Source organism: Natronobeatus ordinarius, assembly GCF_024362485.1.
GTDB lineage: Archaea > Halobacteriota > Halobacteria > Halobacteriales > Natrialbaceae > Natronobeatus > Natronobeatus ordinarius.
Genome location: NZ_CP101456.1, coordinates 668,841 through 694,766 on the forward strand (window position 1 = coordinate 668,841; position 25,926 = coordinate 694,766).

24 protein-coding genes, 1 tRNA gene and 1 pseudogene are annotated in these 25,926 nt (G+C 64.0%); 13 read left to right on the plus strand and 13 right to left on the minus strand.

The genetic code is table 11. The features are described from left to right. Window positions 1-13 precede the first annotated feature (13 nt). Window positions 14-658: a helix-turn-helix domain-containing protein gene (locus tag NMQ09_RS03495; protein ID WP_255193061.1), complete on the minus strand. Its 645-nt coding sequence runs from the start codon at window positions 656-658 to the stop codon at window positions 14-16. Between the two features lie 191 nt (window positions 659-849). On the opposite strand from NMQ09_RS03495, the gene NMQ09_RS03500 reads away from it, so the two are divergent. Together NMQ09_RS03500 and NMQ09_RS03505 are read left to right on the plus strand one after the other, a co-directional pair. Further along, window positions 850-1,506, plus strand: a complete 657-nt coding sequence (locus NMQ09_RS03500) for a helix-turn-helix domain-containing protein (protein WP_255193062.1) — start codon at window positions 850-852, stop codon at window positions 1,504-1,506. A gap of 67 nt (window positions 1,507-1,573) precedes the next feature. Beyond that, on the plus strand, window positions 1,574-1,981 hold the full coding sequence (locus tag NMQ09_RS03505) for a DUF7344 domain-containing protein (protein ID WP_255193063.1): 408 nt from the start codon (window positions 1,574-1,576) through the stop codon (window positions 1,979-1,981). Between the two features lie 796 nt (window positions 1,982-2,777). On the opposite strand, the gene NMQ09_RS03510 is transcribed toward NMQ09_RS03505, so the two are convergent. After that, complete coding sequence (locus NMQ09_RS03510) at window positions 2,778-3,122, minus strand: DUF5789 family protein (protein ID WP_255193064.1); 345 nt, start codon at window positions 3,120-3,122, stop codon at window positions 2,778-2,780. Window positions 3,123-3,244: 122 nt separating this feature from the next. On the opposite strand from NMQ09_RS03510, the gene NMQ09_RS03515 reads away from it, so the two are divergent. Beyond that, entirely contained in the window at window positions 3,245-3,982 is a 738-nt protein-coding gene (locus NMQ09_RS03515; RefSeq protein WP_255193065.1) for a creatininase family protein, read from the plus strand. 18 nt (window positions 3,983-4,000) lie between these two features. On the opposite strand, the gene NMQ09_RS03520 is transcribed toward NMQ09_RS03515, so the two are convergent. Further along, window positions 4,001-4,426, minus strand: a complete 426-nt coding sequence (locus NMQ09_RS03520; protein WP_255193066.1) for a DUF5790 family protein — start codon at window positions 4,424-4,426, stop codon at window positions 4,001-4,003. A 341-nt stretch (window positions 4,427-4,767) separates the two neighbouring features. Here NMQ09_RS03520 and NMQ09_RS03525 point away from each other — a divergent pair, with 341 nt between their 5' ends. Beyond that, complete coding sequence (locus tag NMQ09_RS03525) at window positions 4,768-5,511, plus strand: hypothetical protein (RefSeq protein WP_255193067.1); 744 nt, start codon at window positions 4,768-4,770, stop codon at window positions 5,509-5,511. A 245-nt stretch (window positions 5,512-5,756) separates the two neighbouring features. On the opposite strand, the pseudogene NMQ09_RS03530 reads toward NMQ09_RS03525, so the two are convergent. Both NMQ09_RS03530 and NMQ09_RS03535 read right to left on the minus strand, forming a co-directional pair. Next, window positions 5,757-6,398, minus strand: a pseudogene (locus NMQ09_RS03530) (IS110 family RNA-guided transposase); the annotation flags it as partial. A 282-nt stretch (window positions 6,399-6,680) separates the two neighbouring features. After that, window positions 6,681-7,049, minus strand: coding sequence for a dihydroneopterin aldolase family protein (locus NMQ09_RS03535; RefSeq protein WP_255193068.1), 369 nt, complete (start codon window positions 7,047-7,049; stop codon window positions 6,681-6,683). Window positions 7,050-7,171: 122 nt separating this feature from the next. On the opposite strand from NMQ09_RS03535, the gene azf reads away from it, so the two are divergent. Both azf and NMQ09_RS03545 read left to right on the plus strand, forming a co-directional pair. Next, window positions 7,172-7,915, plus strand: coding sequence for an NAD-dependent glucose-6-phosphate dehydrogenase Azf (azf, locus tag NMQ09_RS03540; RefSeq protein ID WP_255193069.1), 744 nt, complete (start codon window positions 7,172-7,174; stop codon window positions 7,913-7,915). Window positions 7,916-7,994: 79 nt separating this feature from the next. Then, window positions 7,995-8,330, plus strand: a complete 336-nt coding sequence (locus NMQ09_RS03545; RefSeq protein ID WP_255193070.1) for a hypothetical protein — start codon at window positions 7,995-7,997, stop codon at window positions 8,328-8,330. Here NMQ09_RS03545 and NMQ09_RS03550 read toward each other — a convergent pair. From NMQ09_RS03550 to cca, 5 genes are all read right to left on the minus strand, one after another. After that, on the minus strand, window positions 8,327-8,941 hold the full coding sequence (locus tag NMQ09_RS03550) for a DUF309 domain-containing protein (protein WP_255193071.1): 615 nt from the start codon (window positions 8,939-8,941) through the stop codon (window positions 8,327-8,329). The two genes, NMQ09_RS03545 and NMQ09_RS03550, sit on opposite strands and share 4 nt — an antisense overlap. A gap of 41 nt (window positions 8,942-8,982) precedes the next feature. Continuing rightward, window positions 8,983-9,135: a hypothetical protein gene (locus NMQ09_RS03555; RefSeq protein ID WP_255193072.1), complete on the minus strand. Its 153-nt coding sequence runs from the start codon at window positions 9,133-9,135 to the stop codon at window positions 8,983-8,985. Window positions 9,136-9,331: 196 nt separating this feature from the next. Continuing rightward, window positions 9,332-10,837 (minus strand): outer membrane protein assembly factor BamB family protein, encoded by a 1,506-nt coding sequence (locus tag NMQ09_RS03560; RefSeq protein WP_255193073.1) that lies wholly within the window; start codon window positions 10,835-10,837, stop codon window positions 9,332-9,334. Window positions 10,838-10,943: 106 nt separating this feature from the next. Continuing rightward, window positions 10,944-14,885 (minus strand): tetratricopeptide repeat protein, encoded by a 3,942-nt coding sequence (locus NMQ09_RS03565; protein ID WP_255193074.1) that lies wholly within the window; start codon window positions 14,883-14,885, stop codon window positions 10,944-10,946. Between the two features lie 338 nt (window positions 14,886-15,223). Further along, a complete protein-coding gene (gene cca / locus NMQ09_RS03570; protein WP_255193075.1) occupies window positions 15,224-16,630 on the minus strand; it encodes a CCA tRNA nucleotidyltransferase in 1,407 nt (468 codons plus the stop codon). Window positions 16,631-16,725: 95 nt separating this feature from the next. Between cca and NMQ09_RS03575 the strand changes: the two genes are divergently transcribed. The 3 genes from NMQ09_RS03575 to purQ all read left to right on the plus strand — a co-directional run bounded on the left by NMQ09_RS03575 (window position 16,726) and on the right by purQ (window position 18,140). Further along, window positions 16,726-16,798: transfer RNA gene (locus tag NMQ09_RS03575), tRNA-Asn, on the plus strand. Between the two features lie 338 nt (window positions 16,799-17,136). Continuing rightward, the gene (purS, locus tag NMQ09_RS03580; protein WP_255193076.1) at window positions 17,137-17,388 is read left to right on the plus strand and encodes a phosphoribosylformylglycinamidine synthase subunit PurS; all 252 of its coding nucleotides are present in this window, start codon (window positions 17,137-17,139) and stop codon (window positions 17,386-17,388) included. A gap of 59 nt (window positions 17,389-17,447) precedes the next feature. Beyond that, on the plus strand, window positions 17,448-18,140 hold the full coding sequence (gene purQ / locus NMQ09_RS03585; RefSeq protein ID WP_255193077.1) for a phosphoribosylformylglycinamidine synthase I: 693 nt from the start codon (window positions 17,448-17,450) through the stop codon (window positions 18,138-18,140). A 286-nt stretch (window positions 18,141-18,426) separates the two neighbouring features. Here purQ and NMQ09_RS03590 read toward each other — a convergent pair whose 3' ends face one another. Further along, complete coding sequence (locus NMQ09_RS03590) at window positions 18,427-19,503, minus strand: archaeosine biosynthesis radical SAM protein RaSEA (RefSeq protein WP_255193078.1); 1,077 nt, start codon at window positions 19,501-19,503, stop codon at window positions 18,427-18,429. Between the two features lie 56 nt (window positions 19,504-19,559). Further along, window positions 19,560-19,757: an HVO_0649 family zinc finger protein gene (locus NMQ09_RS03595; RefSeq protein WP_255193079.1), complete on the minus strand. Its 198-nt coding sequence runs from the start codon at window positions 19,755-19,757 to the stop codon at window positions 19,560-19,562. Window positions 19,758-19,890: 133 nt separating this feature from the next. Between NMQ09_RS03595 and NMQ09_RS03600 the strand changes: the two genes are divergently transcribed. The 3 genes from NMQ09_RS03600 (at window position 19,891) to NMQ09_RS03610 (ending at window position 24,345) form a co-directional block, all read left to right on the plus strand. Then, window positions 19,891-21,762, plus strand: a complete 1,872-nt coding sequence (locus tag NMQ09_RS03600) for a bacterio-opsin activator domain-containing protein (RefSeq protein WP_255193080.1) — start codon at window positions 19,891-19,893, stop codon at window positions 21,760-21,762. 276 nt (window positions 21,763-22,038) lie between these two features. Continuing rightward, window positions 22,039-22,227, plus strand: coding sequence for a DUF1328 family protein (locus NMQ09_RS03605; RefSeq protein WP_255193081.1), 189 nt, complete (start codon window positions 22,039-22,041; stop codon window positions 22,225-22,227). Window positions 22,228-22,422: 195 nt separating this feature from the next. After that, window positions 22,423-24,345, plus strand: coding sequence for an aldehyde ferredoxin oxidoreductase family protein (locus tag NMQ09_RS03610; RefSeq protein WP_255193082.1), 1,923 nt, complete (start codon window positions 22,423-22,425; stop codon window positions 24,343-24,345). A 34-nt stretch (window positions 24,346-24,379) separates the two neighbouring features. Here the strand turns inward: NMQ09_RS03610 and NMQ09_RS03615 are convergent, their stop codons facing one another. Continuing rightward, window positions 24,380-24,988 carry a hypothetical protein gene (locus NMQ09_RS03615; RefSeq protein ID WP_255193083.1) on the minus strand — a complete coding sequence of 203 codons (609 nt, stop codon included), beginning with the start codon at window positions 24,986-24,988 and terminating at the stop codon, window positions 24,380-24,382. Window positions 24,989-25,089: 101 nt separating this feature from the next. Between NMQ09_RS03615 and NMQ09_RS03620 the strand changes: the two genes are divergently transcribed. Next, window positions 25,090-25,854, plus strand: a complete 765-nt coding sequence (locus tag NMQ09_RS03620) for a topoisomerase DNA-binding C4 zinc finger domain-containing protein (RefSeq protein WP_255193084.1) — start codon at window positions 25,090-25,092, stop codon at window positions 25,852-25,854. Window positions 25,855-25,926: the final 72 nt, after the last annotated feature.

Below are 25,926 nucleotides of genomic sequence, written 5' to 3' on the forward strand. Positions count from 1 at the left end.
TCTATCCGAACGATCACAACGAACTGCTGAGCGTCGCTCCAATGAGGCGTCGATGCCCGCGTCGAAGGCGTGACGATAGTGACTGCTGGGTGATGCCGAGCTCGTCAGCGATCTCTTCGAGCGACGCCTCGCGTGGGGTATCGAAGTAGCCCCGCTCGTAAGCTAACACCAGCGCCTCGCGTTGGGTCTCGGTCAACTCGTAGCCCTCCCCTTGAATCGGAAGCATTGCGTGGACGGCGGTGATCGCTACTGGAATATCGTTTTCCTGGCAGTAATCTCGAAACGCGGCGATTGCCTCCTGACTCTCGCCGCGCACCTCGAATCGCCACTCGTCTTTCATACCGATTCCAGAGAGCACGACGACGTTGGCCTTGGCAAGCGCACTCAGGATGCCGAAGTACTCTTGTTCCCACTCGGCACGCATGAGATACTCGTCTTCGACGCGATCGACCAGTCGGATGTTGGACACGCCAGCGTGTTTTTCGAACGAGGCTTCGATGTCCTCCGTGTCTGCACCACGCACCCAGAAATACGGGATAATCAGCGTCTCGTGTGGAATCAGTCGCTCCAGTTCGACGGTCACGCCCGGCAAATTCTCGAACACACTCCCCAGCGGAAACTCCGCTACCGGACTCGTAAACTCCATCACAGTCGCCATGAGGAGCCTTCGTCTAGCAGACGGATAACCGGGATGGGTGGTGTATCATGGCTTCGAGAAGAGACAACACACAGTTGTTGGGCGGTGATAGTGCGCTCTGCGAGTGGGGGATCCGTTTGGCATCCGAGCAGCCATGGTGTACCATGTCATCTACTTTTGTACGACCGAGCAATCTAGTCGCACAAGCGAGCATGAGTGTGATAACGGAGATTCGCATCCCATCCGATGCTTTTGAACTCGGGCAAATTCTCGATCTAGAGGATGCGTCGGCCATCGAACTCGAAACGCTCGTCCCGAGTGGGAACGCTACCGTGCCGCTCTTCTGGGTCTACGAACCGGTCGGAAACGGCTTTCTCGAGACCGTCGAGCGCTATCCAACTGTCAACAGCGTCACGGAGGTGGACGTGTTCGAAGACCGAACACTGTTCAGGATCGACTGGGATGCGAGCCAGGACCACCTTTTTCAGTGCATCCTGGAACACGACGGGCAAATACTGAGTGCTACTGGATCACCGGAAGGGTGGAATTTCGAGATACGATTCCCTGACCGCGAGGCATTGAGTCGGTGCCAGGACTGTTGTGAGAACGCGCACATCTCCCTGGAGCTAACCCGTATATACAATCCGACGGACCCCGAGGCCGGTCCGTGGTACGGCTTGAGTGAGCCACAGAGAGAAGCGCTGACGCTTTCCGTTCGAATGGGGTACTACGACATTCCACGAGGCTGTACGACCGCAGAACTCGCTAACGAACTCGGGATTTCCGATCAGGCAGTGACGGAGCGACTGCGTCGTGCCATCGGTGCGTTCGGGAGGCACGCACTTCTCACTCCCGAGCCAGATGCGTAAGCGGACAGGTTGTTTCCATTGTACACCATGCGATAGGGCCAGGCAGTTGGGCCTACGTTATGAGAGTATGGATGAGAACATAGAGCTTGGAACACATGATCTCCAGTCAATTGAGGAGGTTTCCGATTCTTCGGGGCGTGAGAGAGCGATCTCCCCCGATACGGCTCTGTCGGCAGTAGCGAATGAACATCGACGTGCTATCCTCGACGCGTTGGACAACGCATCCGAGAAGACACTGGAATACGATGTACTCGTAGATCGCGTTGCAGACCGGGTTCGGGACGAAGACGCGAGGCGGGAGTCAGACGAACACCGACAACGCGTCCGGATCGAACTTCATCATACCCATCTACCAAAACTGGACGAGGCTCGGATAATCGACTATGAGGCTGAAACGGGGCACATCCAGTTTGTTGGCGGCGAACTGGAACGAGAACTCCTGACGCTGGTCGAACCGTACGACGTCCACGAGTGAGAGACGGGTGTGATTGGGGATGAGTAGCTCCAGTTTCAAACTCATTTGTGGAACTTCGCGGTTACAGTGACCGCGGCCATTACATTTGTATTAAAGCAGAATCTAGTTAAAGCTATATAATATCCGCCCGTGCTATATCGTGGAGACGGTTAACGGAGCTTACGGCGCGTATCCACGCCCTAAAGGACGTGGCATTGCGCCTGTTCAACCTGTAACTCCGAGTCCGCTGACGCTCCCACTCGACCCTTGCCGGGCAAAAACAACCACGAGGGTCGAACGATGCCGAGGATAGGAGTACTGGGGGCTTGGCACTCCCAGCAGTCTCACCCGATTCCGCTCATGAATCCCGCACGGATTCTCACCGTGTCTGGATTCGATGTAACTCCAAACCTGAAATCTCCAACGCTCAGGATTCCTCCGTCTTCAGGCGGAGGAGGATGTCAATCACCACATGAAGCGGAGTGGGTCCATTCAGCGAGTCGCTGCGATTCAGGACGGGTGAGAATGGGGAAGTCGTGTTTTCTGACTTTGTAACAACGCGTGGATTTTTCGAAAGTCTCCCGGACCAGACTATCGATTTCGAGAGCGAACGGGGGTTCTGATACTGCCGGACAAAACGGTTCACACATCGATCGCACGCGATCGGCCGTCAGCGAATCCGACGGCCGGTCACAGCGCGATCGAGTGGTTACTGACTGTTGTCCAGTAGTATGAGTATCACTGTCGTATGTGCACTCTTGCACTTACCACGGCGGGGACTGGCCTATCGAATGACACGAAGTGCGCTAACACACCATTAGAACGACTCCTGGCCCCCATCGACGTCCTGCCCCGGTGCACCTTCCTCCTGTCGGTCCTCGCCCGGCGCGTACGGCGTCCGGTCGCTGTAGTTCTTCCGCCCGATCGCCTCGTCTCCCACCATGTTCATGATCGCCCCCTCGAGCTCGTCGTAGGACTCATACTCGTCTTCGTTCAGCGGGGAGATGAGCTCCTCGAGCGTCGCCGTCTCCTCTGCCAGCTCGAGTTCCTCGTCGCCGTAGTCCTCGAGCAGTTCGTCCTGGCTCGCCGGGTACTCGTGACTCCGGAGCTGCTCCCCCAGGTCGCCCAGTTCGACGCCCTGCTGTCGACTATCGTCGCTCATAACCGGTCGGACGTCGACGGGTCGGATACGGGTTCGGCCTGCCCTCGCCGAGTCTGATCATCACTATTCTACGAGCCGACGGAGGCGTCGCTTACAAGGGGGACTCACCCGTCTGTGGCGGCATGCATCTCGCTCGAGCCACCTGGACAGAGGTGGCCGACCTCGAGACGGACCTCGCCGTCGTCCCGGTCGGCAGCACGGAACAGCACGGCCCACACGCCCCGCTTGGCACCGACTTCCTCGCTGCGGAGGCGGTCGCCGAGGCCGGCGTCGAGGCGTTCGACGGGGACGTCGTCCTCGCGCCCACGATCCCCCTCGGCGTCGCCGAGGAACACCGCCACTTCCCCGGGACGATGTGGCTCTCGCCGGATACCTTCCGCGCCGTCGTCCGGGAGTCCGTCGCGAGCCTCGCCAGCCACGGCTTCGATCGGGTCGTGCTCGTCAACGGTCACGGCGGCAACGTCGACGCCCTCCGGGAAGCGTCCGGGACGATTACCCGCCACGACGACGCCTACGCCGTTTCGTTCACCTGGTTCGAGAACGTCGGCGACCACGCGAGCGAGATGGGCCACGGCGGGCCACTCGAGACGGCGCTGGTGCGCCACTGCCACCCCGATCTCGTGCGCGAAGCGCGACTCGAGGAAGCCCGCGAGGGAGCCGCCGAGCGGTGGGGTGAGTGGGTCAGTCACACGAACCTCGCCCACGACTCGGCGGCGTTCACGGCCAACGGCGTCGTCGGCGACCCCACGGCGGGATCGGCAGCACGGGGAGCGGAGCTGCTCGAGCTGGCGGCCGCGGCGTTAGCGCGGCTACTCGAGGCGGTGTCCGAACGGGACGTCTCGCGACCCGACCGGCGCTGATCGAGAGGAGAGCGAACGCTACTCGTCTTCGTCGGCTTCGTCGTCGCCGCCGTCGGGGACCGCGTCCTGGAGCGTTCCCCTGAGGCCGGGGATCGTCGCCGTGAGTTCGCCGACCTGCTCGCCGGCGTCGGTGACGTCGCCGATCGCCTCCTCGAGGGAAGCGAGCTCGGTTTCGAGATCCTCTGCGTCGTCGAACGCGCCGGCGCGCTCGCCCATCGTGTACCACTTTTTCGCGTCCCGGAGGTGGTCCTCGGCGTCGCCCGCGTCGAGGGCGGTCTTCAGTCCGTTGAGCACCCCGAGCACGTTTTCGGCGTCGGTCTCCCAGATTTCGTCGGCCTCGGGGAGGGCCGCCCACGCCTCCTCGAGCGAGGATTCGACGTCCGAGCGCATCTCGGTGGCCGCTTCGCCGAACAGTTCGTCGTCGTCGAGCGCCGTCTGGCTCATGTCACCCCCTTCATCCCCGCTGCGGTTAAAAGGTAGCCCGAAAGTGAAAGTGAAAATCGGTGCCTGCGGCCGTCACTCGGGACAATAGCGATTCGATTCCGAAATCCATGACCTCTACTTTCGTGAGTAGCGTGGATTTTCATACATTCTAATATAATTGTCCACGGATGTGTTGAAATCGCTGTGACCGATACAGAGAGTCTATCGGTCATGAGATTCAATAATTGGCTGTGTTGAACGACTAATCCACCGCCTTACAGGGATTCAACAAAGCCAAAGACTCAGAAAGGTTACCACTGTGGCAACGTAACTATTTTACGGGCACAGTTATGAATACATTTGTGGAAAAACATAGCAGTTATAAGTGGGCAAAAGCAGTTCTTCAGTACAGTTTTTTCCCTGTACTGCTAAACTTGTCACCGCTCGATCTATTTTATTTTGCATTAATTACATCGATATCAGCTGTCTGGTTGATATTCGCATATAGGAGATTCATTAGAACGTCTACTGTTTCTATAGTTAAAGAACTGTTTCTTGTGCTATGCATTCCGATCCTGGCCCTCTTTGAAGTAGTTGGTATTGTTTCTATTCTAGTAATAATTGGATCACCATATTTGAAAGAATACCTCGATACTCGGGGTGGATCCGACTGGGGCCAGTCGCTTGTTCAGTACAGTACGATTCTAATACTATTTCATATTTTGGGATACATAATCTTTGCACCCCTTCTATTCGTTCTGGGAGTAGTACGCTATCTCTTCGTAGGCATGTCACTTGCCGGAACATTATTTAGTTTGGTCCCGCCATTGTATATCGTCAGATATTATAGAAAAAACTACTGTGAAACGCAAATCCCTTGGCGGAAAGAGAAGAAATTGATGGTATTTGTATTAATTATTTCAATCGTGAACCCTGTTGTGATTGCTCATTTAGATACGGGGTTGAATTTTGATGAACCTGCCAGTGTCGTCGGCTTAGCCACCTCTGTGTCGATTATCTATATGCCAGCCAACATTGTAATATACCTCTTGATGTTTATCGGGGGGCTATACCTGTGGATCGGGAGTCGGCGGGAGTTGTGGTGAGATGGGGGCGAAAGGCCACGGGCCATTCGTCTTTAGCTAAGACTGCTGGTTATACTCCGTGGCAGAATTATGCTTAATGGTATTAGTCGAACGAATCTAGCGGCTGAACCGCTGATGCGGCTGAGAGTCAACAGTACAGATAATGCAGAGACTGCTTTTTCGCCCCGCAGCGGTCGTATACTGACGAAACCCACCTCCAAAACGGTGTTATTCGGTATTACTCTGAGTATTAGCTAAAGACGGATGCTCACACCAGGAATCGTCATCAGGAGCTGGGTCTCCTTCAGAGACCCAGCCCGTTCCTCGATCTCCGCTTCCAACGATTCGATCTGCTCGGTGAGCACCTGAATCAGTTCCAGATACGACTCCAACAACGCATCCCACGGGGCCGGGAGCGAGAGTTCCGCCAGGAACTCTCGTCCCTTCACACTCAACGGCTTTACCTCCCGAGTGATGCCATGGTCACTCAACAGGCCATGGATCTTGTTCGCATACTCGGTCCGGTTCTCGACGAGCTTCTGGCGCCCGCGCACGAGTGCGCGGGCTTGCCGAACCTCGTCGGTTGGAACGTAGCTTTCTGGAACTGAGCCTAACCGAAGCATTCGAGCGAGTTGTTTCGCATCAACGCGGTCAGTTTTCTTGTCCGAGTCAGAGATCACCTTCAATTCGCCGGGGTGAGCGACAGTCACATCCAGATACGCTAAAAGCGTATCGTGGATGTGGTAGTAGTTGCTGGTGGCTTCAAGCGCGGCTTTCGAGCCAGCGTACCGCTGGGCAAAGTCGTCGAGGTTCGCGTTTTCGACGCGAACCTCTTCGACGATCTCACCGTTTTTGTCCAGTACTGCGATCTGTGAGTACCGCTTGTGTACGTCGATTCCAATGAACATTGGACTCACCTTGGAACGCCGGCGCGTGAAACAGAGATTCACCTATACGGGCTTTCCCGACTGCCGCCGGGAGCGGCAGTCGGGCTGTGATGCCCAGGACTCGGCTTCCTACGCACTCGGGCCAGTCAGCAGCACGTGCTCTCGGGCACGGAATACAGCTCGGTCTCTTGCGTCCCATACTTGTTTCACGCTCTCATGGGATATAGCAGAATTTCCATCGAGTCAGCAACACCTATCTCTCAACTGCCGGAGATACATGGGTCGAAACGATGAATTGCGTTGCTACTCCTTCTCGCTCGAGCGCCGAACCGAAACCACTCGCATCAGCGGATAGCCGTCTTCCATCTCCATTCGGGTGACCACTTCCTGGCCCTCGTACTCGACGACGATTTCGACCTCGAGGAAGCGTCCCGTCAACTCGGTGTAGTCGGCGGCCGACTCCGCGAGTTCCGTCTCGAGTTCCTCCCGGCGGATTTCGACGGTCACGTCGACGCAGTGGGGCTGGTTCTCGATCGACTCCTCGATGGCTCGCTCGAGGCTCGCCGCGCTCTCGAGCGAGACTGGCGTCCCGGCGAACTGGTGGTAGAGCGTGCCGAACTTGATGCCCGCCTCGAAGCAGGCGACCTGGGCGTCCGTGGGCGACTCGTCCATGGGTGTCGGTCGAGCGCGAGGGGAATGGTCGTTGTGGTCGGTCTCGAGAGCATCGTTGTGACGGCACGTGGGACGGGGCGAATCGCATGGTTCTTATCGCCCGTGTACCTCTCGTCGAACGAATGGCACAGTCGGTTCTGCTCACCGGGGCCGGGGGTCGCGTCGGGGAGGCGATTCTCGCAGACCTCGGCGACGAGTACGAGTGGCGGCTGCTCGATCGTGACCCGCCGACCGAGGACCACCCGGGCGAGTTCGTCGTCGCGGACATCACCGACGAGGCGGCCGTCCGCGAGGCGATGGCGGGCATCGACGCGGTGATCCACCTCGCGGGTGACCCGCGTAAGACTGCCCCGTGGGAGAGCGTCCTCCCGAACAACATCGACGGCACGAAGGTCGTCTACGAGGCCGCCGTCGAGGCGGGCGTCGAGAAGGTCGCGTTCGCCTCCTCGAACCACGCCGTCGGCGCTTACGAGACCGACGAGCGCACGCCCGACATGTACCGCGTGGACGACGACTTCCGGCTCGACGGCACCGAACTCCCGCGACCGGGGAACCTCTACGGCGTCTCGAAGGCCACCGGCGAGTTCCTCGGGCGGTACTACCACGACGAGTACGGCCTCTCGGTCGTCTGCGTTCGCATCGGCAATCTCACCAAGGGCCACCCCCCGATCGACTACGAACGCGGGCAGGCGATGTGGCTCTCCTACCGCGACTGTGCGCACTTGTTCGATCGCTGTGTGAAAGCCGACTACGGCTTCGAGATCGTCTACGGCATCTCCGACAACGACCGGAAGTACTACTCGATCGACCGCGCCCGCGAGGTGCTGGGGTACGACCCACAGGACAACTCCGCCGAGCACGATTGAACCGCCTCCCACCCTCGCACAGTCTCACGGTTTTGGAACGATACCAATAGCTAAACGCCGGGCACGAGACGCCACAGGTATGACCCGGGACGATTCTCCACGCCCGTCCGAGGAGCCCACCGAACGAGTCGCCGACGATCCGACGGACTCGTTCGACCTCGAGTCGCCCGACAGCGTCTCCATCGGCGTCACTCGCGGTGAGCTGGATCTCGAGGTCGGCCAGCCGGGTGAGTACCCCGATCGCGCCGACGTTTCGGTCCGACCCGAGGGAACTCACGTGCTGCTCACCGTCGACGCGGCCGCTGGCGACCACGCGACGGGCCACGCCGACGCCGAACTGACGCTCGAGGAGGCCCGTCGGCTCCGGGACCTGCTCGAGGAGACCGTCCGCTGGATGGCCGACGACGGGAACTAAAACAGTCCCTCGACGTCCTCCTCCCGCGATCGCCGTCGGCTCACGTGCGCCGTCAGCCGCCGGTACACCACGTCGCGATCGTCGGCCTCGCGCACGAACGCGAACAGCAGGGCGATGAACCGGCTGTCGTCGCGACCGGCCTCGAGGTCGGCCAGCGCGTACTCGCCGGCGGTCTCGACCGGCCCCTCGTCGTAGCCGAGTTCCTCGGCGAGGACCCCCGCGGCGACGACCGTCTCGGGAACGTCGAGGTCCTCGAGTCCCGGCGCGTCGCCCTCGTGCGTGACCCGAATCGGCGGGCGACGCTCGATCACCTCGGGATCGGCGGCGAGGCGCTCGAGGTAGCTCCGGACCCGCGAGAGCCCGACGTCGCGGGAGGTCGCCGGGAGCTCCTCGAGGTACTCGAGCGCACTTTCGGTCAGTCCGACGGCGCCCTCCCAGTTGCGGTTGCGGGCGTGGTAGACCGCGGCGGTGAACTGGATCAGGCCGTGTAAGAATCGTTCGTCGTCGGTACCGGACTCGAGCTCGAGCCAGCGGTCCTCCCAGGCGTCGTGGGCAGCGTGGTAGTAGCCGTCGTTGTAGATGGCGATTCCGGCCCGGAGCGCCTCGCGCATGGATGGTGATTCGAGCCCCGGGGCGATAACGCCACGGGACGCTACGGTGATGGATCGAAATACCGTGCCAGCTCTTCGCCGAACTCCTCGAGCAACGCCACGACCTCCTCGCCGACGAGTAGCTCGTAGTCCTCCTCGAGTGCGGTCTGGACGTGGGCCCCGGGCCCGACGTCGAAGCGGACGACCGTCCTCACGTCGGGGTCGTCGCCCTGGCCCTCCGCATCGACCGCTCTGGGATCCGCTCGACCGGTTTCGTCGACGCCGATTCCCCCGGTCCGTCATCACCGGTTTTGCTCGCACCGTTCCCACCACCGCCGGTACACCCTGCCACTCGAGCCGTTATCCCGACGCCACAGCATACGAGCAGTCGTCGGCGCGACTAGCCGTTTGTCATCGCTCCATTTCCGGCCCGTCACCGCGTCGCCCCAGGAGGTAGCTCACGCCGGCGAGGCTCGCAACCGCCCCGAGCAGCCCGAACCCCGGTAATCCGTCGTCATCGCCGCCTGTCTCACCGTCGCCGTCGGTCTGACTCGAGCCATCGTCGCCGCTGGTTCCCATCGATTCTCCGTCCGCAGGTCGGCCGTCGACAGCTGCCGTCTGTGACCACGCATCGTGATGGCCCGTCGTTCCAAGGAGGATTCGGGAGTCCTCGCTCGAGCCGGAAACGCCGGCGTCCAGGGCGCGTACTCGACCCTGTCGGCCGTCGGTGGTGGCCACGTAGACGACGCCGTCGACGACGATCGGGTCGTTCGCGTTCGGATAGAGGTCGTCGTTGAGTTCGGTTTCCTGAAACTCCCAGTTCGCCTCGCCGGTACTCGCGTCCACGGAGTACAGCCACCCGCCCTGGCTCGTGAGGAAGACCGTGCCGTCGACGACGGTTGCAGAGTTGGTGATCTCGTCCGTTTCGAACCGCCAGAGTTCGTCCCCATCGGTCGCGTCGACCGCGTACAGGTGCCCATCGAAACTCCCGACGTAGACCGTGCCGTCGGCGACCGTCGGTGTCGACTGGATTTCGCCGTCGGCCTCGAAGCGCCACTCTTCGTCGCCACCGTCGACGGCGAACAGCGTGCCGTCGGTGCTGGCGACGAATACGCGCCCGTCGGCGACCGTCGGTGCGGACTCGACGGACGCGCCGACGTCGAACGACCACCGCACGTCGCCGGTGTCGGCCTCGAGAGCCACCAGGACGCCGTCCCTCCCGGTCGCGTACACGACGCCGTCGTCGACGACCGGCGCTTCACCCAGTTCGTGTTCGTCGTAGGTCCAGCGTTCCTCGCCGGTAAACAGCTCGAGCGCGTAACAGTACGGCGGGCCGTCGTGGTTGGTCACGTAGACCGTTCCGTCGAACACCGTCGGGGCACTTACTCGCGTGGTCGCCGTTCCGCCGACGTCGGTCTCCCAGATGCGTTTCGTCCGTGCCTCCTCCTCCTGGTGGTCGTACGCCTTGAGTTCGTGATTGTTCGGCGCGAAGACGGCGATATCGTTGACGACGTTCGGGGCACGATTAGTCGTCGCGTTCGTGTAAATCGTCTTCACCTGGTTGCCCGTCGCCGCCTCGAGAACGTGCATATGTGCACAGGTCGTTCCCGCGTAGACCCAGCCGTCGACGACCGTCAACGGGGCCCCGAACGTCGACGCTTGCGAACAGTCGAGGTCCTCGCCGTACGTCCAGATGACGTCGCCAGCGCTCGTCGCCGAAACCGGTGTGCTGGCGACCGCGCCGAGCCCGACCGCCGCCACGCCGACTCCCGCACTCGCTCGAAGCACCGTCCGCCGGCTGACGTCCTTCGCTCGCTCTCGAACGGATCCCTCCTTACTGGTCACGAGGGGGTCGATATCGGGGGCAGATTCAGGGTGGGTTCGTGTGCGATCGTCCCGTTCGTCTGACTCTCTCATACGTCGATACGGTTCGCGGAGAGGGACCTCATGTTATGGGTTGAAACACTGTGTCACGAGATGGGACACGGCGAATCGGACGGACATACTTCGCGACGAGCCGTTGCTATCGACCGCTGGTATCCGATAGCCAGGCCGCATGTCGCTGGGAAACGTCTTCGGGTGCCGCCGTCAGCAGCGCTCGCCCCCGCTCGAGGTACCTCGCTCGAGCATCGTCGTCGACAGCCTTCATCTCGAGGAGCGTCTCCAGGGTCGACAGAGCGTAGCGAACCGCCCCAGCGCGTTCGAAGTACTCGAGGGCGCGATCCAGACTCTCGTGGGCGTCCGCTGGCGACCCTGATTCGAGGTGGAGTTCGCCGAGTAGTCGATCGGCCTGTGCGACCCAGTAGGCTGCATCCAGACGCTCGGCCCCTGTGCGTACCTCGCCGGCAATCGAGCTCGCTCGCTCGTGGTTCCCGCGAAGGCGGGCGAGTCGTGCCATCGCCAGCCGGATCTCGAGGCCGAGCAGCCCGTCTTCGGTCTCGACGGCCGAGAGCGCGCGCTCGAGCCGATTCTCAGCCCGATCGTCCGCGTCCGTTCGAAGGGCGATTTCGGCCTGGCAGAGGTAGCTTCCGGCGAGTTGATCCGAGATGTCAACCGCCATCGCGACCTCGAGTCCTCGGTCGGCGTACGCTCGAGCTCGATCGTGTTCGCCGCGCTTGGCAGCAATCGTCGCGAGGTTGGTGAACGAGGGGACGAGGTCGCCCCGGTCGCCGATCGCTTCTTTGATCGCCAGACTGTCCTCGTAGCACTCGACCGCCTCCTCGAAGTTCCCCTGCCGGTGGTTGATCTGCCCGAGGTTATGAAGGCACCTCGCTGTCCCGTGACGGTCGCCCAGTTCTCGGGTGAGCTCGAGCGCACGCTCCTGGTACTCGGCCGCTCGACCGTAGTTGCCCCGTCGACCTTCGACCGTTCCGAGCGTCGTGACCGACGTGGTCAACAGCGGCCGGTCGCCGAGATCGCGTTTGATCTCCAGGCTGCGTTCGTAGTATTCCGTCGCGCGATCAAACTCTCCCGCTTCCTCGTGTACCCGTCCGAGGTTGTGGAGACACTTGGCCACGCCGGGCTGGTCGCCGACCGCTCGGCTGTCTTCGAGGCTTCGCTCGAAGAACTCGGCCGCCTTCCCGTAGTGTTCCCGCATGAGTTCGACGGCCCCGAGGTTGTTCAGAACGCTCGCGACGGCGTGACGATCACCCACGGCGGTCTGTATCTCGAGGGTTCGTTCGAACAGTTCGCCCGCCCGATCGAAGTCGCCCTGTTGCCAAGCGACGTTCCCCAGCGAATTGCAGAGTTCGGCTTCGCCGCGACGGTCGCCCAGCTCGCGTCGACTCTTCAGGCACGATTCGTACCTGTCCGCTGCATCGTCGTACTCGCCGCGCTGGAACGCCAGGTCGGCGATTCGCTGCCGGGTTTTCGATTCCCACCCCCGGTCGTTCCTGTCGCGGAACTCGAGGAGTGCCCGCTCGTACTGTGAGGCAGCTTCGTCGTACTCGCCTTTCTCGGCCAGTCCTTCGCCGAGACGAACCCGAGTTCGAGCCCGAAGGGTCGCCCGCGTTTCGCGGTCCAGCGTCTCGTCGTCGGATTCCAGCCGCGATAGACACGTACGGCAGTGGTCGATCACCTCGTCGTACTCGCCGCGATTGAACGCGACGCGAGCCAATCCGAGCAGCCGTTCAATCGCGTGGTCGGGCCGGTCGCTCGAGGCGCGTTCGAAGGCGGTCTCGGCACGGTCGTAGTAGCCGCCGGCCAGAAACAGGTCGCCGAGTCGGTGGTGTCGCTCGAGGACGACTGGCTCCGGACAGGCGTCGGGAAGTTCGAACGGGTTCTCGTGGCCATCGCCGAACAACGGGGCGAGCTGCGATCGGCGTTCGCCCAGGGCATACACGGCGTCGACCGTCGCCGTCACCCACTCTGCTGGCGCTTCCGTGACTGGCTCCAGAACCGTCGGCTCGCCGAGGTGGCTGGCAATTTGCTCACAGCGAGCTGGATCGTTCGCAAGCGACAGGAGAGCACCCAGGATCGCGCCGAACCGTTCGGAGGCGTCCTCCGAACCGGCGACGCGGCGGTGGTGGTGGAGAAATGCCGTCGCCCAGTCCTCGTGAACGGTTCGATATCCCCCGTCTTCCCGTGGAAACAGCACCTGTCCGTGTACCGTCTCCAGTGCGTTCTCCACCGCGCCGAGGTCGTCGGCGTCCCCAACGGCGTAGAGGAGTCCTCGAACGGTACCGATCCCTGCCGCGATGAGCGTGTTCGCGAGGAGACCGACTGACAGCGCCAGTTCGTCTTCCGCCAGCGAGGCATAGACCGACGCCACCGTCTCCTCGAGGGCGGTTGCGTCCTCTGCGAGCGGATCGGCGTACGTCGAGAGCCGGTGGACCAGCCGGAGCAGTTCGTGGGGCTGCTGCTCGTCGCCGTCGCCGGGATCCTCTCTGATCGCCGCCCAGAGGTCGGCGGCCGACGGCTCGACCGGCCGGCCAACCGTTCGCTCGAAGTGGTCGACGAACCGCTCGCAGTCGGCCGCTCGCAGCGGCGGCACGTGAACGACCGCGAGATCGGGTATCGACGCTCGCTGATCCGTGAACGTCCTCCACTCGTGCTCTCGAGCGTCGAGTAACACGCTCACGTCTTCGCGGTGATCGACGCGTTCGAGCAGCTCGAAAACGGCCTCGGCGTCGGCCCGGGTCGCGTCTTCGACGACGACGAGTGCGTGCCCTTCGACGCTCCTGAGGTGGGCGACGAAGTCGTCAACAGCGTCGACGGACCGATCGGTAGTTCCGTCGCGGTAGAATACCGGGCCACGATCGTCCGCGTACCACCGACAGGCGACTTGCTTACAGATCGTACTCTTTCCTGATCCGGGCGGACCGAGGACGATGGCGTTCGTTCCTGCACCCAGTTCGGCAGCGAGTTCGGCACCGATTCCCGAATCTCGTCCGTCCGACTCCACTCCCTCGAGTTCGGCCGCATCGGTCGTCGACTCCTCCACAGTCGGTTGCGCCTCTCTCGCAACCGCGTAACCGACGTGTACCTCGGCCGGCGAGAGTTCGGCTCGCCACGCCGTCGCTGGCTTCGCGACTGGCTCATTCTGGAAGTACGACGCGCCGATCGTCACGAACCCCGCTCGCTCGAGCGAAACTGGCAGCGAGTGCCCGCAGGTTCCTCGCCCTGGCTGATCGTTGACCTCCGTATTCTCGCCGACGTCGGCGAGCAACTCCTCCGTTCGATCCGTCCCGCTGCGGCGACAGCGCTCGTACAGGTCACGTGCCCACGAAACGGCGCGTTCTGTTTCGTTGACGAGCAGCCCGTGGATACCGCCACTGTCGTTGTGTACGACGACGTGAACACTCGTTGTACGCTCCGCACCTGGTGTCGGTCGATGCTCGAGTACGCCGAGGGTGTACTCGGGGACGTCGCTGACGTGGACGGCACAGTGGTCGGATTCAGCAAGCACGGCCATCCGTCGTGGAAACTCCGTCCGTAACGTCTCGAAGACGGCCTGGGAGACGACCAACTCCGCTCGGTTCTCACGAGTTACAACGTGTTCGTACAACACCCTGATCGTTCGCGACTCCTCGAGTGTGGGAAGGACCGCTCGAAACGTCGTCGCATCGGCCAGTGCCTCGTGAAACCGATCAGCCGGCCGGTACGGAGTCGGCTCCTCGGCGAGTATCGTTTCAGCCCCGGCTATCGCCGCCGAGGTAATCGTACTCTGTGCGGGCAGTGGCTCCAGCACGGCCCGCGCCTTGAGGATGTCGTCGAAATCCGCCAGAGACGACGTGAGCTGATCACGAGCGATCCGTCCAGTGATCGTCGCCTCGATTCCGTCGTCGGTTCGGGTGACGACTCCGAGCTCCGTGAGTTCGTTGACCGCGCGGTGAACCGTCGACCGGGAGTGGCCAGTTTCGTCGGTAATATCCCTGATGTGAGCCGGCGAGCGACAGAACCGATCGAGCAACTCGAGTCGGCTGATGAGAGTTTCGACCGCATCGCTCGGTTCCGAACCATACATGTAAGTGTGCTATAATGAACTCCGATCATGATATATTTACCGATCTGTCAACTCGTGCCGCTGGAGAGGGGACGCTATCGGTTCACAGAAGTGCAAGGAGGAAGCCCACGACGTTAGTCGTGGGAGGAATCCGACTGGAAGGCGAACCCGTCCGTGAGTTCAGTGGAGAGTCGAATCCGATCGCAGGTGGATACCACAATCCGAAATCGCGCTCGATCACCGACGTCATCATTACGGCGTTGGCCGACTCGTCGCCGGCGACGCCCATTTCCGTCCCTGTACGCCCCACGACATCCAAAACCGCCCTCGAGAGCGCGGACGGACGGCCTTCGGTTGCGTTACGGCCGCGGCTCGAAATACCGTGCCAGCTCCTCGCCGAACTCCTCGAGCAACGCCACGATCTCCTCGCCGACGAGCAGCTCGTAGTCCTCCTCGAGCGCGGTCTGGACGTGGGCCCCGAGGCTGACGTCGAAGAGGCGGTCGCTCTCGAGGAAGGCCCGGGCGGTGGTGAACTCCCGGTCGCGTTCGGCGACGTACCGGTCGCCGTCGAGGAACGGGCCGTAGACGTCGGGGTCGTCGGCGTACGCCTCGTAGAAGCCCTCGGCGTGGCCCCGGACGTGGACCGGCGGCCCCTCGTGGCGTTCGATCACCGGCCGCTCGGCGACGGCGAGCTCGACGAAGAGGACGGCCGTCTCGTCGGCGGCCAGCGTGGCGCGGAAGACGTCGAAGTCACGATCCTCGAGCCCGCGCGTGACGCCCGCGAGCGATTTGCGAAGCTGGGGGTAGAGCTGGTCGTCGACGAGGTCGGGTGCAAAAAAGCGGATCGCGACGGGCGTCGTCCCGCGACGCTCGAGGTGCTCGCGCAGTTCTCCCGGGGTGAGTGGGTCGGCTTCGACCGAGTCGAAGAACCCGACCCGGGGCTCGTCGAGAAACGCGCGGGCGTAGTGCTGAAAGCGGGCGACGCTCTCGGCCGAGCAGACGGCCGCGACGTTGCGCTCGGGGTCGGTCGGATCGATCACCACGAGCGCGTCGTCGAACGTCGCCTGCCCGTGACCTTCGGGATCGAGACGAATCGGCGGCCGCCACTCCGCGGCGGCCTCGAGCAGCGCGAGAAATCCGCCGTACTCGGCGACGAGCAACTCGGTGAGATAGCCGCTGAAGCCGCGCGTCCGGAGGTCGCTCCCGTAGACGCCGATTCCCTTCGTGAACGCCTTCGTCAGCCGAACGTCTGCGGCGAGGTCGGCGTCGAGTCGATCCCTGACGTAGGCGGTGTGAAACGGCGTTCGGTCGACGGCCGAGTGGATGTCCGTCGCCGTCTCGAGTCGAAAACAGGGGACGACGTCGACTGCGAACCCCTCGAACTCGCCTTTCACGTAGGGGTGTTCGGCGTACTCCTCGTGGCCGCCGGGCAGCGTCGCGTGGCCGACCTCGAGGCCGTATCGCTCGAGCGTCTCGCGGTCGAGGTCAGGCGGGAAGCGGACGAAGACGTCGACGTCGCGGTCGCCGCTGATCCAGGTGTCCCGGGCCGTGGAGCCGACCCGCATGACGTCTGCAGCCGGGCACACCTCCTGGGCCGCCGACTCGGCGCGCTCGAGGAGCGTCTCGGCGACCGCCTCGAGTCGCTCGCGTTCTGCTTCGTCTGGATCGATCCGCTCGCGGACCCGCGAGAGAACGGCCTCGAGATTGCCGTCGGCGTCCTCGGCCGCCTCGTCTGCGTCGGTTCCGTCGGCGTCCTCGTCGGTCATCGAGTGTGCGTACTCGAGCGGCGCGTGAAAGCGTGTCGAACTCGCCGAGGGCAAAACGAAAGCCCTATCAAATCCACGCGTCAACTCGAAGATGAGCCGAAGTAGCTCAGATGGTAGAGCACCTCGCTGTTAACGAGGTTGTCCCAGGTTCGAGTCCTGGCTTCGGCGCTGTTTTTCGAGCAATTACTCGCGAGGAGCGGTCGCTCCGAGCGAACCCGGCGAGAAAACCAGCGGAACGAGCCAGACTCGAACACGCGAGTCGCACGCGGCCGAACGAAGTGAGGTCGACCGTCTCGCACCTGTTCGAGTCCTGGCTTCGGCGCTGTTTTTCGAGAATTGCTCGCCCCGAGTGACCTGAATAGAGAGCAATGCGACACGAGCTTGACTCGAGCGTCGTCTGTGCCGCTTCTTCGAGCGAGGCCGTTCGCCTCGAGCGAGTATCCACGAACGTGTATCACGGCCCAAAGGCGAAAGCGTTTTTGAGCACGGATACGGGGTTTCAGGTGATGACTGCCTACACCGCGACGGTGACCGTCCGACTCAAACGCGGCGTCCTCGACCCCGAAGCCGAGACGACCAAACGCTCACTCGAGCGCCTCGGATTCGAACTCGAGGGCCTGCGCTCGACGGATCGGTTCGAGATCGACCTCGAGGCCGAGGACGCCGAGGCGGCCGCGGCGCGCGCGGACGAGATGGCCGAACGACTCCTCGCGAATCCGACCATCCACGACTACGACGTGGAGGTCGACGAGCAGTAGATGACCGTTTCGATCACACTGACCGCGACCGTCGGTCACAACACCGAGGGGTGGAGACTGTGACGGTCGCGATCATCCGCTTCGGCGGCTCGAACTGCGACCGCGACGCCGAGGCCGCCCTCGAGCACCTGGGGATCGACGCTGAGATCGTCTGGCACGAGGACGGCCTGCCGGACGACACGACGGGCATCGTCCTCCCCGGCGGCTTCTCCTACGGCGACTACCTGCGCGCGGGGGCGATGGCCGCCCACTCGCCGATCATGGCCGAGGTGCGCGAGGCCGCCGCCGACGGCGTTCCGGTGCTTGGCATCTGCAACGGCGCGCAGATCGGCTGTGAGTCAGGGCTCACCGAGGGCGCGTTCACCACCAACGAGAGCGCGCGCTTCCAGTGTGAGTCCGTCTACCTGCGCGTCGAGCGCGACGACACCCCCTGGACGGCGGCGTACGAGGAAGGCGACGTGATCGAGGTCCCGATCGCCCACGCCGAGGGTCGCTACGAGGTCGACGACGACCGCCTCGAGGAACTCGAGGCCGACGACCGGATCCTCTTTCGGTACTGCGACGCCGACGGCGAGGTGCGCGAGGGAGTCAACCCCAACGGTTCGAAGCACAACGTCGCGGGCGTCCTCGGCGAGCGCGAGACCGTCGCGGTGTTGATGCCTCACCCCGAACGGGTGACGCTGCCCGACGTCGGTGGGACGGACGGACAGGGCGTCCTCACGGGATTCGAGCGCGCTGTAGACTCAGCCTGAGACGTCAGTCGGTCGCCGAAGCCTGCCGCTCGAGGACGCTTCGGCCGCGGGTTCGACGTTCCCGTTCGACGCCGCCGCCGCTCGCCGTCGACGGTGCTCGAGTCGAAACGGGACGATGAACGTGACGACGATCGGATGGAGCCGCCGTCGTCACGGACGGAGGGATTGGCTGTTGTAGAGCCCCCATCGGCGATCATCTGGCAACGACTGACGCCTCCCCCCGTCGCGGCTACGTTCTACGACCGGTCATATAACGGTTCTGGCTATTTCCCCGAGAGAGGCGGAGTCAGCGCGTCAGTGGCGCGTTGTAGCCCCGTTCGTGTTCCAGTACGGCCTCCCAGGTCGCCTCGCAGTCACACGAGACCTGCTCGAAGACCGTCGGATCGGACCGGAGGTTGAAGTCCTTGATCGCCTTCTGGACGAGGTCGTCACACTCCTTGCAGTTGTGTGGCCCGCGATCGGAGCCGTGGCCGACGGGATCGGAGACGACGATGGCGTCGACGTCGGCGGTCTCGCGGAGGACGTGAGCGACCGACCAGAGCCACGGCGGCCGGTAGCCCCCACGGAAGTAGAGCTCGTCGACCATGGTGTAGCGCTGGACGTTGGTAGGGTTCATCGAGATCGTGTGACAGCCGTCGACCCCGGCACAGCGCTCGATCGAGGAGATCATGTCCTCGACCGCTTCGGACTCGGTGAGGAAGGGCGGCTTCATCAGCAGGTAGGCCTTCACGCCGGCGTCGGCGGCCACGGCCTCTGCACAGGCGGCCTCGAAGTCTGCGAAGTCGAAGTACTTGTTCACGCAGTCCCGGCGAACCCGGTCGGTGGCCGTCTCGAGGCCGATCGCGACGTCGACGGCGAGGCCGTGGTCGGTGAAGACCTCGAGTTTCTCCCGGGCGACGAAATCCGGCAGCGACTCGAGGACCATCCGCTCGCGGTCGGCGAACGTCTCGGCGATCGCTTCGCGAGTGTCGGGGCCGACCTCGCGGTCGTCGAGGAACGAACCCGAGGTATAGATCTTCACGAGCGGGGCGGGCTCGTCCGCATTTTCGGCCTCGTGCTCGAGACAGACGTCGACCTGGTCCAGCAGGGCCTCGTGGCTCACGGAGCCGCCCTCGACCGACTCGGCGACGTAGCCACACATCGTACAGCCGCCGGCGCGGGCCCACCGGCAGCCGCCGGTGTTTAAGATGATCGTCAGACTCTCCCTGACGCCGTCGGGGGTGTTGTCCTCGTCCAGCCAGACGCGGGTCGGCTCGTGCGGGTCGTAGCTGCGCTCCTTTCGCGCGCGGATCTCCCGCATCACCTGGTTGTGGGCGTCCATGCCCTTGCCCTGCTCGTAGACCTCGGGCGTGGGGTGACTCATTACCGGGAGAAGCAGCCAGGGACGTAAAGCGGCTTCGTCTACGACGCCGGGGGCGCTCAGCCGAGGCGGAGCTCTCTGGTCTCGATGTTATCGCACTTCGGACAGACGTGCTGGTACCGGACGCGACTGCCGGTCGTGGTCACCCGCCACCCGCCATCGTCGTTCAGGTAGCCACACGCGCGACAGCGAAGCTCGGAGTCCTCGAACTTCCGTCGGAGACGGTCGAACGGCGACCTGGCTCTTTCGACTGACATGTGGTAGCATACAGCTTGGGTACACATAAAACCTGTGTATGTCCGGAGTGAACGTTCGGCGGACGAGGACGGCGAGGACCGGTCGATGGACCGACCAATACGTTTGAGGTGATCCCCTTCCTATGTAGGGAACATGGACGAGACCGGTACGGAGCGGGGCAACGGGGGAGCCGGCGAGGCGTCGGCCGCGACCGCCGCCCTCGAGCGCATCGTCGATCCAGTCGTCGCCGTCGCCGACGGGACGATCACGTACCTGAACGCCGCCGCGGCCGAGGCGTTCGACGCGCCTGCGGAGGCGAGCGGTCGTTCGCCGGCGGACGTGCTCGGGACGACGTGGGAACGACTCGAGCCGATCGTCGACGAGACGGCCGTCGGCGCGGCTCGAACGGTGTCGCTCGCGGACGACCGGTTCGACGCTCGGCTCCACCGTGGCGTCGACGGCGCGACGATCACGTTCGTTCCCGACGGTCCAGCCCGCGACGACGACGAGATACTCAAGGGGCGTGCGGTAGCCGAGACGCCCGTCGGCGTCGCGATCTCCGATCCCGCCCGCGAGGACAATCCGTTGATCTACGTCAACGACGCCTTCGAGCGGACGACGGGCTACCCGTTCGACGAGGTCGTCGGCCGAAACTGTCGATTCCTGCAGGGGGAGGCCTCCGATCCCGAGACGGTCGACGAGATGCGCGAGGCCATCGACGATGATCGGCCAGTGACCGTCGAACTCGTGAACTACCGCAAGGACGGCACGCCGTTCTGGAACGAGGTCACGCTCGCCCCGATGTACGACGACGACGGGGAAGTCACGAACTACGTCGGCTTCCAGAACGACGTCACCGCCCGCAAGGAGGCTGAACTCGAGGTCGAGCGCCACCGGGACGAACTCGAGTCCGTCCTGGAACGCGTCGAGGGGCTGATCCAGGACGTGACGACCGCCATCGCCGGTGCGGCCTCCCGGTCGGAGCTCGAGGTGGCCGTCTGTGACCGATTCGTCGACGAGCCGACCGTCGAGGGCGTCTGGATCGGCGAGCGAAGTCCCGCCACCGGCGCGCTCGAGCCCCGGGCGAGCGCCGGCGACGTGCCCGAGTCACCCGCCGAGGCCGACGACCACCCGGCCGTCGTCGCGCTCGAAGACGGCGAGCTGACCGTCGGCGCCGTCGGCGACACGGCCGTCGCTGCCGTTCCGCTGTCCTACAGCGGCGTCGAGTACGGCGTGCTGGTCGTCCGGACGACCGACGAAGACGACGTCGACGACCGCGGGGAGGTGATCCTCTCGGCGCTGGCCCGGGCGATCGCCAGCGGCATCAACGCCCGCGAGTCCAGCCGCATGCTCGCGACCGACGCCGTCGTCGCCGTCGACCTCGAGCTCGTCGACCACGACGTCGCACCGGTCGCCCTCTCGGCGGCCGCCGACTGCACACTCGAGTACCGCCGATCCGTTCACCGAACCGGCGGGACGGCGTCGCTGTACTCCGCCACCGGGGCGACGATGGACGACCTCGTGGCGGCCGCTGCCGACCTCGAGGACCTCGATCTGGTGCCGATCGTCGACCGTGGCGATAGTTCCCTGGTCGAACTCTCGGGCGATGACAACGTCGTCGAGTGGCTCTCCGACCGCGGCGCCGTCGCCCGGACGATCCGCGCCGAGGACGGCCGTGCACGGCTCACACTCGAGGTCCCTCGCTCGGCGAACGTTCGCGCGGTCATCGAGGCCGTCGAAGAGCGGTATCCTGAAACCGACGTCGTCTCGTTCCGCCAGCGAGAGCGCGACGGCGAGACTCGCCAGGAGTTCGCCGCCCGCCTCGAGGCGGAGCTCACCGAGCGACAGCTCGCTGCGTTACAGCGGGCGTATCTCGGAGGCTACTTCGAGTGGCCCCGGCCGACGACGGGCGAGGAACTGGCCCAGTCGATGGGCGTCTCCCGGCCGACGTTCCACGAGCACCTGCGAACCGCCGAGGCGAAACTCTGTGGAGCGTTTTTCGACGGCGAGCACGGCGACGAGTGAGAACTATAGTAACCGTTGAACGTCAGTGCACCCCCGGTCACGACCGTTGGCGGGCAGCCTCGCCAACGAGGCCGAGGCTGCCCGCTCGGCTGTGACCGGGGGAAACTCGGTTCAACGAGTACTATACCAGCCCGGCCGATAGACGCCCCGCTGACGGAACCGACGCGGCTCCGCTCCGGTGAAACGCGGCTTACCGAACTGTAGCAAGCGCTTAGGGCGCCGAACGGTGCTGGACGGTCACCCGTGTTTATGTGCGATCTGGTGGTACGCCGGCTCATGTTCGCGACCGCAGCCCCGCTTCAGCTCGCCGACGGCGGCTTCCTGTACTGGGCGATCGTCTTCTTCGTGCTCGCGATCGTCGCGGCCGCGGTCGGCGCGCGCGGCGTCGCGGGAATCTCGATGGAGGTCGCACGCATCTTCGTGCTCGTCTTTCTGATCCTGGCGATCGTCTCGCTGCTACTGTAGCGGCCCGGTGAGGGAGCTTCCGGTTACGCTTTCGCAGGTATTGCCACGAGCGAGCGCCGGTTCGATCGCCGAAGAGCGCTCGGGAACTCACCCTTCGGGATGAAATTCACCGGTGGCGTCGGTAACCTGGTTCGGTTACGTACGGGTGGCAACGACTAACAGGCTGGGCGTGCAATATAACGTACTGCACTTACCATGACAGAACTTGGCGGTTTCCAAGACAGAGTCGCCCGCGTCGACCTGAGCGACGGATCGGTCGCCTACGAGTCGATCGACGACGACGACGCGAAAAAATACATCGGTGCGCGCGGACTGGGCGTAAAGTACGTCTTCGAGCAGGGGCCGGACGTCGACCCGCTCGGACCCGACAACCTGCTCGCGTTCATGAACGGTCCGCTCTCGGGGACACAGGTGACGATGAGCGGGCGCATCGCAGTCTGCACCAAATCGCCGCTCACCGGCACCGTCACCGACAGCCACCAGGGTGGCTGGTCCGGCGCCCGACTGAAGTGGGCCGGCTTCGACGGCCTGCTGTTCGAGGGGCAGGCCGACGACCCCGTCTACGCCTACGTCGAGGACGGCGAGGTGGAGCTGCGAGACGCCTCCCACCTCTGGGGCAAGGGCTTCCACGAGGCCCGTGACACGCTCGAGGAGGAAGTCGACGGCGCCTACGGCAAGAACCTCTCGATCATGGGGATCGGCCCCGGCGGCGAGAACGAGGTTCGCTACGCCAGCATCATCAACGAGGACGACCGCGCCTCGGGCCGTGGCGGGACGGGCGGCGTGATGGGCTCGAAAGGGCTCAAGGCCGTCGTCGTCAAGTCCTCGACGAGGATGCCCCAGCCCGCGGACAAGGAGACGTTCATGGAGGGCCACCAGGCGGCGATGCAGGCCATCCAGGAGTCAGACGTCACCGCGCCGAACGAGGGCGGCCTCTCGGTGTACGGGACGAACGTCCTGATGAACATCACCGAGGAGATGGACGGCCTCCCGACGGGCAACGCCCGCTACACGAGTACGCGGAGTGCGAGCGAAGACAGGGGGATCGACTTCGACGCCGAACGCGTCTCCGGGGAGAACGTCCGCGAGAACATCTTAGTCGACGAACCGACCTGTCACTCCTGTCCCGTGGCGTGTAAGAAGGAAGTCGAGGTCACCTACCGTCACAAGGGCGAGGACATGAACGTCCGGATGGAGAGCTTCGAGTACGAACCCGCGTTCTCGCTCGGGCCGAACTCCATGAACGACGACCGCGACTCGATCGCCGTGATGATCGACCTCTGTAACGACCTCTCGATCGACGCCATCGAGACGGGCAACATGCTCGCGATGGCGATGGAGATGGCAGAAGACGGCAAACTCGAGGAGGGAATCGACTGGGGCGACACCGAGGAGATGATCGAGATGATCAAACGAATCGGCCACCGCGAGGGCGTCGGCGACCTGCTCGCCGAGGGTGCCGACCGCGTCGCCGAGGAGCTCGACGCCCACGAGAACTCGCTGGCCGTCAAGGGCCAGACGATCCCGGCGTACGACCCCCGCTGCATGAAGGGGATGGGCATCGGCTACGCCACCTCGAACCGCGGGGCCTGCCACCTGCGTGGCTACACGCCGGCGGCCGAGATCCTCGGCATCCCCGAGAAGGTCGATCCCTACGAGTGGGAGGGGAAAGGCGAGCTGACCGCCGCCTTCCAGGATCTGCACGCCATCAGCGACTCGTTCGACATCTGCAAGTTCAACGCCTTCGCCGAGGGCATCGAGGAGTACGTCACCCAGTACAACGGGATGACCGGCCTCGAGGTCACCGAGGACGAACTGCTGAAAGCCGGCGAACGGGTCTACAACTTAGAGCGCTACTACAACAACCTCGCCGGCTTCGACGGAAGCGACGACTCGCTGCCAGCGCGCTTCCTCGAGGGCGAGGACGGCATCCCCGGCCAGGGCGCCTCCGAGGGCGAGTACTGCGAACTCGAGGAGATGAAAGCCGAGTACTACGACCACCGCGGCTGGGTCGACGGCGTCGTCCCCGACGAGAAACTCGAGGAACTCGAGATCGAGATCGGCCCCGGCACCGGCGTCAGCGCCGAGGGCGGTGCGGCGGCACCCGGCGACGACTGATCGCCGGCCCGGTTCGGCTGCGACCGCTTTTCGATTATTCGTCCGAGGAGCCCACGCCAGCGAACCGCGAGGCCGCCCACCCGATCACGACGGCGATTCCGGCCGGCGCGGCGACGACGACCAGCAGGATGCCCCCGGCAGTGAGCCGTCCCGAGAGCCCGCCGTCGACGTCGACGACGGGGCTGAGCGCGATGATCGGCACCGAGAGGAGGACGGCTCCGAGCGCGTAGCCCCCGTAGGCGACGGCGTCGCCGATGCTCGGCTGGCGCACGAGGTGAACGGTGACGCCGATCCACGCCAGCAGGCCGAGCAACAGCCCCCACCCGCTCGCGGTGACGAACACCAGCACGAACACACTCACGAGCCCGACGATCAGGCCGGCGACGACGCCCACGACGACGGTGAGCGTGTTGTCGAGCAGGCCATCCGGGTCCAGCAACCCGCCGTCACGCTCGCCGGTCGTGGTGGGCTCCGTCCTCGTGACCCCCCGTTCGAACTCGTCGTCCCGCCGATCGAAGCCGTCGTCGACCTCGCCCCCCGCCGGCCCGTCGAAGTCGGCCCCACAGTGCATGCAGTACGTCGACGTCTGCCCGACGGGCCCGTCACAGTCCGGACAGCGTGGGTCGGCGGGATCGAGGCTCATCGACGGATTCGTTCGAGCCTGACTGTCATAAATCCCGATCCGTCTTCCCGGGATCAACGATCGGCCTCGAGTTTAAATACTGTGACGCGACCAACGCCGGTATGATCGACGACGCGATCCGCGTGCTGGCCGGCGACTGCACCGTCATCACCGACGGCACCGACCGCGAGGAGTACCGTGGCCGCGTGACGACAGTGGTCAAGCCCGACAACACCGTCCTCGTCCACGACGTCGACGGCTACCAGCCCGTCGCGTGGCTCACCCGGGCGGACACCGTCTCGAGCGACCCCGCGGACGGCTTCTCGCTGGTCGCGAAGAAAGGCGAGCAGTGTCTCCGGATCGCAGCCCACGACGAGGACGCCTTCGCTCACTACCCGGCGTCGGCGGCGGGAACGCCCGTCGGTGAGTGTCCCGACTGCGGCGGCGCGCTCGTTCGATCCGCCGACGTTCACTGCGTCGACTGTGGCAACCGGTACGCGATTCCGGCCGACGCGACGATCCTCGACACCCGGTGCTCGTGTGGGCTCCCGCGCATGCGCGTCGAACGCGGCCTCGCCTTCGACGTCTGTATCGATCGCGACTGCGAGTCGCTCGACGACGCCGTCCGCGAGGCGTTCGATCGCGAGTGGACCTGCCCGACCTGCGGTGGCGACCTCCTGATCCTCCGGCGGGGCGGCCTGATCGCCGGCTGTGAACACTACCCAGACTGTGAGACCGGCTTCGTGATCCCAAGCGGCGTCGTCGACGGCGAGTGTGGCTGTGGCCTGCCGACGTTCGAGACGGCGAGCGGACGGCGCTGTCTCGACGCCACGTGTGAACGGCTCCTCGAGTCCGACCCGACGGCACAGAGCCAGACGGGCCCCTGATCGTGAATCCACCGCTCGTTCGTGGCCAGCTGGCGTCGTCGAATCCACAGCCCCTTTGTCGTCGGCGGGGTA